Here is an 8,638-nt window from a genome sequence, read left to right as displayed (position 1 = left end):
ACCTGATCGAGCGACTGTTCAATAAACTCAAGAACTGGCGACGCGTTGCGACCCGCTACGACAAAACCAAGGAATCCTATCTCGGCTTCGTCGCGCTCGCCTCAGTCAAACTCTGGATACCCTTTGTCCACGAAACCTAGACGCTCTGGTAGGATTCATCGGCGCCGCGCTGATTTGCCTATTTATAGTGCAAACCTTGCTAGTGGCTAGAACACTTGCTCGTGTCGATTCAAATGCGGATCGTTGATGTCAATGAGTACTACTGCCCGACAGGAGGTGGGGTTCGAACGTACATCGACCGGAAAATGCGACTCCTGGCTGATCTTGGTCACGAACTTATTGTCATCGCACCCGGCCATGAGAATCGTCTCGAACACCGCCCCGGCGGGGGGCGCGTTTTCTGGGTAGCCGCACCCCGCCTTCCGTTCGACCGAAGCTACGGGATGTTCTGGGATGGGGCTCCGGTAACGGCACTGCTCGATGAACTAAATCCCGACGTCGTCGAGACAAGCTCGCCGTTTCGCCCCGCATGGATCGTCGCCAACTGGAGAGCGCCCGCAGCTAAAGTCTTCTTCGCACACAATGACCATATGACTGCCTACGCGCAGCGTTGGGTGGGACGACTGGCCTCGCGGCAAAAAGTTGAGAGTTGGTTTGGGTGGTACACCCGCTACCTTGCTCACTTCCTCGACAGGTTCGATGCCTTTGTCACGAATGGCAGGACGCTCGACCGTTGGTATTCCGGCCGCGGACTTCAGGTCGATGCACCGCTTCCGCTCGGCGTGGAAGGCGGCGTTTTCGCCCCGCATCTTCGAGATGAACAACTACGGGCAGCGCTACTGGGCGAGTGCCACCTTCCACCTTGTGCGCATTTACTTATCGGGGTCGGGAGGCATCACCCGGAGAAGCGCTGGCCGATGGTTATTGATGCGGTTGAACAAGCCGGCCAATCGGCTATTGGGCTCATCCTCCTTGGCGACGGCGTCGATCGACCCAAAATCTTCAGCCGCGTCGCTGGCAATCCCCACATCCGGCTGTTTAAGCCGATCTTCGAGCGTGAGCGATTTGCATCCGTGTTGGCTAGCGCAGATGCGCTCGTGCACGGATCGGATACCGAACCTTTTGGTCTCGTTGCCTTAGAAGCCATCGCGTCAGGGCTGCCGTTGATTGTTCCTAACGAGGGAGGGTCAGCGGAATTTGCAGCACCAAGCCATTCCGAATCCTATAATGCGCGTGACGCGAAATCCTGCGCAGCGGCGATCCTGCGCCTGTTGGCGCGGGATTCCGTACAGTTACGTTCCGCAACCCTGGATGCAGCAGGAAGAGTTCGTACGGATCTCGATCACCTAATTGACCTACTGGATTATTATAATCAGCTACTCTTACGACGATCGATTTCATGATAAATTTCGCGAAAAAAAATGAAGCAAGGGTTGTAGTCATTGACGTATCTTACGGAAAACATTCCCTGGTGGCTTGATATAGCGCGCATCCTACTGGCAGGGTTGCTGGGTGTCATAATTGGCTGGCAACGTGAGCACCACGGCAGGGAAGCCGGAATCCGAACCTACATGGCTGCTTCGCTAGGAGCCTGCGCCTTCGGACTTGTGTCGAACGCCATCGGGGACCAAGGTCGCATCTCTGCGGGAATTGTTACTGGAGTAGGATTCATTGGCGCCGGCATCATCCTGCGCGACGCTGGGCGCGTGACGGGGCTCACAACGGCAGCTACGCTCTGGGCGTCTGCAGCGGTCGGGTTAAGCGCCGCGTACGGGATCTATCATCTGGCTGTCATAACCGCTCTGATGCTTCTTTTGATCCTTGAGCTGCCTCGCATGCCTGGGTGGACGCGGGTTTCGCACCGAGCCCGCTTGCATGTACACCATTCGGATTCCGACGACGAACCTACTCGATGAACATCACCTTGCACGCCGAAGCAGGCCAATCGGCTCGGAATCTAGCGCCGTGGAAGTTGGAATTGACGTCCCTTTCTCGGGATTTTCGCTTCGATGCAGCTTTTGAACGGCCAAATGAGCCTGCGGCTCAATCCGTGCTATGATACGCTTGTACTGGGGATGTTCGATGCGCTCGCTAAGCCTCGCTGTTTGCGGCCTTCTTCTCGCGGGGCCTGGCTTTGCTCAATCGCCGAACTGGTTGAACGCCCGGACGATCGAAATCGACATGAAGAATTTCGCTTTCGTTCCAGCCACGATCACGCTTCAACGCGGTGTTCCCTACCGCTTGCGCTTTGTTAACACGGCAGGGGGCGGCCACAATTTTGTCGCCAAGGCCTTTTTCGAGCAAGCCACTATTGACCCTGCCAGCCGGTCGACGATCAACAAGGGTGAGGTCGATCTGGGAGGCGGAGAAAGCGGGGACGTGCGCCTGGTTGTCAACCGGATCGGAACCTACGACGTGCATTGTTCGCACTTCATGCACTCGATTTTCGGCATGAAAGGCAAGATCGTCGTCCGGTGAGCGTCACTGGCTCGGCTCTCTTCCATGTCATGGCTGAGGACGTTCGGCGTAATGCAACGGCAAAGCCAACTCAGGCTCTGATAAGTGATCTCGTCGGGCTTCGTAACATTGCCGTAGTCCGTTTCGCTGGTCTCATATTTTAGAGAGCAAGCCAACGGGCCCGACAGCGACCACCCCGAAGGGCTATTGCGACGCACTCTCAAATCACCTATTGCGTTGGTTGAGAGAGATTCGCAAAAGGGTCAACGGTGAGAAATCTTGGTATTGGAACTGCACTCGGCTTCGGGCTGCTCACCGTCCCGGCAATGGCTCAAGACCAGTTCCTGCCGGGACCCGGCAGCACCTCGCAAACGATCATCGTGACCGGCGTCCGCGACGGCTATCAGATCGATGCGACCAGCACCGCCACGCGCACACCGACCGAGCTCAACGATGTCCCCCAAGCGGTCTCGATCATCACGGAAACGCAGATCGACGACCAGGCGATGCGCTCTATTGCCGATGTACTACGCTATGTCCCCGGCGCCGTAATCTCCCAAGGTGAGGGACACCGCGATCAGATCATCCTGCGCGGGAACAGCAGCACCGCAGACTTCTTCGTCGATGGCTTGCGTGACGACGTGCAATATTATCGCGGCCTCTACAATGCAGAGAGGATCGAGGTTTTGAAAGGTCCCAACGCGATGATCTTCGGGCGCGGCGGCGGCGGGGGCGTGATCAACCGCGTCACCAAGCGCCCTGTCGCCAACGCCTTCATCAGCGGCAGCGGTTCGGCGGACACATATGGCGCATGGTATGTCGACGCCGACATCAGTCAGCCACTCAGCGAGTCCGTCTCCACCCGGATGAACGCCGTTTACGAGGAGTTCCGAAACAATCGCGACTTCTATGACGGGCGCCGGGTTGCGATCAACCCGACCGTCGCGCTCTCGCTCGGCGGTGCGACTCGGATCGATCTGGGCTTCGAATATAACAGCGACAAGCGAACGATCGACCGAGGCGTCCCCTCGGCCGTCCAGGGCTCGCTCACGAGCCCATCACGTCCGCTTACCGGCGTCCGCGACACCTTCTTCGGTGTGCCGGGGTTCAACGTCAGCGATTTCGAGGCCAAGGTCCTAAATGGCCGCGTTGAGCACCGCTTCAGCGACAATCTGACCCTGACCAGCCGGATCCTGTACGGTGATTATGACAAGCTCTATCGGAACGCCTTTGCGGTAACCCCGGTCACGCCGCGCGGCGGCGTCCGCAGCGTCGGCCTCGAAGCGTATAGCGATCCCACGACGCGCACGAATCTGCTCAACCAGAACGACCTTGTGTGGACCGTCACCACCGGCCCCGTTCGCCACGTGCTGCTCGCCGGCTTCGAAGTTAGCGACCAGCGCACGCGCAACCAGCGGATCAACGGCTTTTTCGGGGGTGGCGATATCGTCAATGGGGGGCGGCGCGTCTTTGTCGGGTTGGCCGACCCGATCACGGTGCCGCCGGTTACGCTGCGCACCGCCGCCAACACCGGCTACCGGTCGGTCCGCACGAACGCCGACGTCACTGCCTTCTACGTGCAGGACCAGATCTCGATCGGCGACCATGTCGATGTCATCGGCGGCGTTCGCCGCGACCGCTTCACGCTCAACGTCGACGACCTGGTTGCCGCACAGAGCTATAGCCGCACGGACACCCTGTGGTCTCCCCGAGTGGGCGTGGTGCTCAAGCCGGTGCAACCTGTCTCGATATACGCCAGCTATAGCCGGTCCTTCCTGCCGCAGTCGGGGGATCAATTCTCATCACTCGATATCACTAGCGCTGCGCTGGAACCGGAAAGGTTCGACAACTACGAGCTTGGCCTCAAGTGGGATATCCTGCCCACGCTGAACCTGACGGCCGCCATCTACCAGCTCGACCGCACCAACACCCGCGCGGCCGACCCCAACGACGCCGCGCGGACGGTGCTGACGGGTGCTCAGCGCAGTAAGGGGTTCGAACTCGGCCTTAGCGGTGCGATCACAGCACAGTGGCAGATCAGCGCGGGCTATGCGCTGCAGGACGCGACAATTCGCAAAACGACGAGTGTCGCCCCGGCCGGGCGCGAGGTTCCGCTGGTTCCCAAACAGCAGGCTTCGCTGTGGACCCGCTACGACCTCACCCCTCGCCTTGGGGCCGGGGTCGGGGTCTATCACCAGTCGAAGAGCTTCACCTCCATCAGCAATACCGCCATCCTACCCGCCTTCACGCGCGTCGATGCCGCGGCATTCTTCAAGCTCACCCCCCAGATCGAGGCGCAAATCAACGTCGAGAATCTGCTTAACAGCGATTATTTCTCGTCCGCCTACAACGACAACAACATCATGCCCGGCGCGCCGACGACGGTGCGCGCGACGGTTAGAATGAGGTTATAACGGCCAACTTGGTCGGTTGCGAGCATATGAACCTTGCAAAAGTTGGTGAGACGCCGCTGGCCGGTTTAGAAACCAGTCTTCGCCGATGGATCACAGGACTGGCGCATGAACTCCAGGGCATCACCGACGCGGCGCACCGCGTCGTTGTCCCCGACGAATATATCGAGACCCTCGTAGGGCTGCGCGCCCCCTTTGATCTCCACCGACGCCTGGGGCGCGTTGGCCGAGTAAAGCGGTCGGATCGCAACCACCTGATCGAGTTTCACGCTGAGGGCGCTTTTGTCGGCGAGCGTGAGCGTAACGAGGCAACCACCTTTCACTCCTACGCTCGTGATCCTGCTGCTCCGCACGAAACCCGGCCAAGGCTTTGCGACGGCTGTGCCGCGGGTCAGCATGTCCTGGATGAATTTCGAAGCACCCGCCACGGTCCGTGGCGCGGCAGGCACCGCTTGCTGAGCCGCCACGGGCGCGGCGCTGCCGAGCGAAAGTGCGCAGATCAATAGGTGAGGACGAAGGAGCATCAGTGAACTGTAGCCGACCCTAGTCTTGCGTGGCAATAGGGAAAGGCGGTGCGGGCGCCCGATGCCGCGCAGGAAACAACGGCACGCCACCCCTGTGATGGCCGTAGCCGTAATCACCTACGTCGAGCTGAAGAAGGCAATTCGCATAGCTCTCCGTTCCAGGCTGGAAGCCATAACTCGCACACGCCGCCCGATGGCGAGCGGCCATTTCTCGCGGACTGACACAGCCAGAAAGCACGAGCGACGTCGAGATGGCGAGAAGCTTGAAAGCGTCACGCACCATTGTCCTGGTCCAAACACGGGCGGAACCCAAAGGGAAGAGCGCCGCCCTAGGCGCAGAATGAACCAGTCCGCAACAAAAGCCAAATGCCATTGTGGCCGGGACTCGCGATGGGAAAGCGGTCGACAACAACGTCACATTAACCTTCTTCCTTCACGGTGGAAGCCGGACCAACCCCGACGCGAGCATAGATGTCGCTTTTCCTCGATCAGACGTTTGCGAGCACCGGGTTAGCTGCGATCCTATTCGGCATCGTCGGCCTCGGCTGCGTGGTGAGCTGGCCGCTCCTACCCTCGCGCCGGGGAGCGCTCATGGTGCAAGGCACCGGCGCGTGCGCCTTCGCGCTGCACTTCGCGCTGATCGGCGCGCCTACCGCTTCGGCCGCATGCGTTCTTTCCCTGATGCAGCTCACCGTCGCGCTGGTGGTTCGTGACCGGGTTGCCAAGCTCGCGCTCGACGGCGCGACGTTGCTCGCGCTGCTATTGCTTACCGTGGCGACCTGGCATGGGCTCCTATCCGGCCTTGCCGCTTGCGGCGGGGCTGCTTCCTTCATGGCACGGACCCAGCGATCAACGACGCGGATGAAGATGGTCTTTCTCGTGGCCGCCCCCTTCTGGCTGGCCCACAATCTTCTCATTGGCGCACCGTTCGCCTTGGCCGTTGATCTTGTATCTGTCGCAGGCAATCTGCTTGGGCTTTTTGCCTTTTGGAAGCGGAAACAGCGTGGAGCGGACGGGCCACGCAGCCTAAGCTGTCCGACGCAGCTTTCCCCACGTCACGCTTTCCGCTCTGGTCACCTATCCCTCGGCAAACTCGCGATTCCAAAGCGCGCGCGCGCGTTACAGGGAGCCCAAGTCTTCACATGACACAGGCGATATACGCGCCCCCACTCCCGCCGGCGCGTTCGATAGCTCAAGTAGGCGGAAAGCGGAGTTGGAGCGAGCCACGCCCGGCGAACCTTGCCGACGCTAAAGCTTTGGTACGCTTGAAGATCGCCCTCGCTCGCGAAGCGGAACATATGATCTTCGATGTCCGAGATCGAGGGGAACTCCTGCGCCGCACAACTGTGGAGCTGAGCGCCGCCGTAGCCGGCGAACGAGGCATCTTCGTCCTGCAACGCATAGGCGACCTCGTCGGCTACATAGATGTGCGGAGCGTGTGCATCGAAGGCGCTGCCGAATTTGCCTCGTTTAATCTGGCTATCCGGACACGGTGGCAGGGACGTGGGCTCGGAACAAGTCTGGTGAAATCCGCCGAGGAATGGGTACGTCGCCGCAGGATACCTTTCCTGATCTTCCACGTTGCTGTTCGCAACGACCGGGCGTTCGCACTCTACCAACGGCTTGGCTATACCGTGTGCGGAGATGTGGTGGCGGCCAACAAAGAATCGGGCGTTGTTGGCGATTACTACGCGATGGGCCGAATGCTCGATGCCGACGAAGTTGCCCTAGCGTGATGCATTAACGACTATCTTGTCCATCCGGCCTGACCCTGATCGTGCATCGCACCGTCTCGCGCGCCCGGGCTGCGGCTTTGCTGCACCCCTCAATCGTTTTGCGGTTGGCCGTCACGATCCTGTCGGCCGCGACGACTGCGCGGAACGCGGCCGGGTCGGCGCTCTGCATCATCCGCTGACCGGCCTCCCAACGGGGCATGTCGAGCGTCCGCGCCGCCAAGCGCGCGGGCCATTGCCAGCTCGCCGGCGCGATCTCGCGCGCGACAAAACCCGGCACGATCGCCCATGCGACGACGCCGATCGCCACCCCGCCCAAGCCAAACCATAGCTGCCGGTTCTTCTGCTCGGCCAGTGTCCATGCGGACCCGGCGATAGCGCGAAGCTCGGCCATGACGCGGGCCTTGTCCTCACCCGCCTTGGCGAGCGCCGCCTGGTCCTCGCGCCGGGCCGCGCTGCCCGCCGCGGCGATCCGCTGCGCCATCTGCTCCGGCGTCATCGCCAGCGCCGGACTTCGCGCGATCACGTCGTTGATGGCCGCGATACGGTCGGCCGTAGCGTCCACGCCCTTCTGCATCCGCCCCAACGTCTCGGTATAGTCGGGAAAGTCGATCGCGCCGCGCTCGGCCGCCAGACCCTCCACGGCGCGGCGCAATAGCGCCAGCTCGACGCACATGGCCTCGAACGCCTCGGCTGCGTCGGTTCCTTGGCTGTTGTCCTCGTCCGTCACCCGTCCCCCTTACCGGCTCATGCCACGATCGCGGTTGCGGCCTTGTCCGACCCACTGCGCCAGCTCCTGCCCGATCGACCGGCCCCGCTCCATACTCAACGCCAACTCGGGCGCGCGACGCTTCAAGATGGATTCGAGCTGCGGGTCGCGGTGCAACCCGCCCGCGATGCTCTCCATGCGCTTGCCGAGCCGTTCCACACCCGATCAAAGATCATGGGGCGCGAGGGCTAATGCGCCTTGCCGCGTAGTATCTTGTAGGCAGGCCGGCCGCCTCGCCATCACCGCAAAAAGATTGGATAGCTCATGATCAGAACGAAATTTTCTGGCAAGCTGCTTCACGCTGCCGCGGCCATCGGCATCGTCACCGCGGGTGTGAGCGTCGCTTCGGCACAGACAAGTGGCGGCTCGATGGCGGGAATGAAGATGGGCCCAGACTCCAAGATGGACGTGAAGAACAAAAAGACGGCGTCAAAAAAGGTGGTTGCCAAGAAGGCCTCGCACAACGACGGTTCTCATAAGGGCGCGCATCACAAGGCAGCCTCTAAGCCAAAATGATATAGCTGTAATTGTCAGCGCGTCGCCGAGATTGATCCAGGCAACCTGCTTACTATGATAAGAGAACAGTTAAATAATGACCGATATTCTAGGTTTCGTGGACAAAGGGTATCCAGAGTTTGACTGAGGCGAGCGCGACGAAGCCGAGATAGGATTCCTTGGTTTTGTCGTAGCGGGTCGCAACGCGTCGCCAGTTCTTGAGTTTATTGAACAGTCGCTCGATCAGGT

10 protein-coding genes and 2 pseudogenes are annotated in these 8,638 nt (G+C 60.6%); 8 read left to right on the top strand and 4 right to left on the bottom strand.

Translation table 11 applies throughout. From position 1 onward, the window contains the following. From AC13F2_RS00660 to AC13F2_RS00640, 5 genes and pseudogenes are all read left to right on the top strand, one after another. Window positions 1–140: pseudogene (locus AC13F2_RS00660) on the top strand (IS5 family transposase); the annotation flags it as partial. A 93-nt stretch (window positions 141–233) separates the two neighbouring features. Beyond that, window positions 234–1,403, top strand: a complete 1,170-nt coding sequence (locus AC13F2_RS00655; protein ID WP_067684278.1) for a glycosyltransferase — start codon at window positions 234–236, stop codon at window positions 1,401–1,403. 39 nt (window positions 1,404–1,442) lie between these two features. Continuing rightward, window positions 1,443–1,916 carry an MgtC/SapB family protein gene (locus AC13F2_RS00650; protein ID WP_197465616.1) on the top strand — a complete coding sequence of 158 codons (474 nt, stop codon included), beginning with the start codon at window positions 1,443–1,445 and terminating at the stop codon, window positions 1,914–1,916. Between the two features lie 166 nt (window positions 1,917–2,082). After that, window positions 2,083–2,478 carry a cupredoxin domain-containing protein gene (locus AC13F2_RS00645; RefSeq protein WP_067684272.1) on the top strand — a complete coding sequence of 132 codons (396 nt, stop codon included), beginning with the start codon at window positions 2,083–2,085 and terminating at the stop codon, window positions 2,476–2,478. 248 nt (window positions 2,479–2,726) lie between these two features. Further along, a complete protein-coding gene (locus AC13F2_RS00640) occupies window positions 2,727–4,871 on the top strand; it encodes a TonB-dependent receptor (RefSeq protein ID WP_037569529.1) in 2,145 nt (714 codons plus the stop codon). 65 nt (window positions 4,872–4,936) lie between these two features. Here AC13F2_RS00640 and AC13F2_RS00635 read toward each other — a convergent pair whose 3' ends face one another. Continuing rightward, window positions 4,937–5,392, bottom strand: coding sequence for a hypothetical protein (locus AC13F2_RS00635; protein WP_037569531.1), 456 nt, complete (start codon window positions 5,390–5,392; stop codon window positions 4,937–4,939). Window positions 5,393–5,863: 471 nt separating this feature from the next. Here AC13F2_RS00635 and AC13F2_RS00630 point away from each other — a divergent pair, with 471 nt between their 5' ends. Next, complete coding sequence (locus tag AC13F2_RS00630) at window positions 5,864–6,538, top strand: YgjV family protein (protein WP_082731248.1); 675 nt, start codon at window positions 5,864–5,866, stop codon at window positions 6,536–6,538. Continuing rightward, window positions 6,535–7,128, top strand: coding sequence for a GNAT family N-acetyltransferase (locus AC13F2_RS00625; RefSeq protein ID WP_082851512.1), 594 nt, complete (start codon window positions 6,535–6,537; stop codon window positions 7,126–7,128). The genes AC13F2_RS00630 and AC13F2_RS00625 overlap by 4 nt, the downstream gene beginning before the upstream one ends. A gap of 4 nt (window positions 7,129–7,132) precedes the next feature. On the opposite strand, the gene AC13F2_RS00620 is transcribed toward AC13F2_RS00625, so the two are convergent. Continuing rightward, complete coding sequence (locus tag AC13F2_RS00620) at window positions 7,133–7,855, bottom strand: DUF6118 family protein (protein WP_067684266.1); 723 nt, start codon at window positions 7,853–7,855, stop codon at window positions 7,133–7,135. A gap of 9 nt (window positions 7,856–7,864) precedes the next feature. Then, window positions 7,865–8,053 (bottom strand): hypothetical protein, encoded by a 189-nt coding sequence (locus tag AC13F2_RS00615; protein WP_234036477.1) that lies wholly within the window; start codon window positions 8,051–8,053, stop codon window positions 7,865–7,867. A gap of 105 nt (window positions 8,054–8,158) precedes the next feature. On the opposite strand from AC13F2_RS00615, the gene AC13F2_RS00610 reads away from it, so the two are divergent. Beyond that, window positions 8,159–8,410, top strand: coding sequence for a hypothetical protein (locus AC13F2_RS00610; RefSeq protein ID WP_067684263.1), 252 nt, complete (start codon window positions 8,159–8,161; stop codon window positions 8,408–8,410). Between the two features lie 88 nt (window positions 8,411–8,498). Here AC13F2_RS00610 and AC13F2_RS00605 read toward each other — a convergent pair. Further along, a pseudogene (locus tag AC13F2_RS00605) lies at window positions 8,499–8,638 on the bottom strand (IS5 family transposase); the annotation flags it as partial.

Source organism: Qipengyuania sp. L-5Y, assembly GCF_056859455.1.
This window is presented reverse-complemented; position numbering and strand designations above follow the sequence as displayed.

What these genes read in the sequence shown, in the direction of transcription:
- AC13F2_RS00655 (WP_067684278.1), top strand. Translation starts at nt 234, where the DNA reads ATGCGGATCGTTGATGTCAATGAGTACTACTGCCCGACAGGAGGTGGG.
- AC13F2_RS00645 (WP_067684272.1), top strand. Translation starts at nt 2,083, where the DNA reads ATGCGCTCGCTAAGCCTCGCTGTTTGCGGCCTTCTTCTCGCGGGGCCT.
- AC13F2_RS00635 (WP_037569531.1), bottom strand. Translation starts at nt 5,392, where the DNA reads ATGCTCCTTCGTCCTCACCTATTGATCTGCGCACTTTCGCTCGGCAGC.
- AC13F2_RS00630 (WP_082731248.1), top strand. Translation starts at nt 5,864, where the DNA reads ATGTCGCTTTTCCTCGATCAGACGTTTGCGAGCACCGGGTTAGCTGCG.
- AC13F2_RS00625 (WP_082851512.1), top strand. Translation starts at nt 6,535, where the DNA reads ATGACACAGGCGATATACGCGCCCCCACTCCCGCCGGCGCGTTCGATA.
- AC13F2_RS00610 (WP_067684263.1), top strand. Translation starts at nt 8,159, where the DNA reads ATGATCAGAACGAAATTTTCTGGCAAGCTGCTTCACGCTGCCGCGGCC.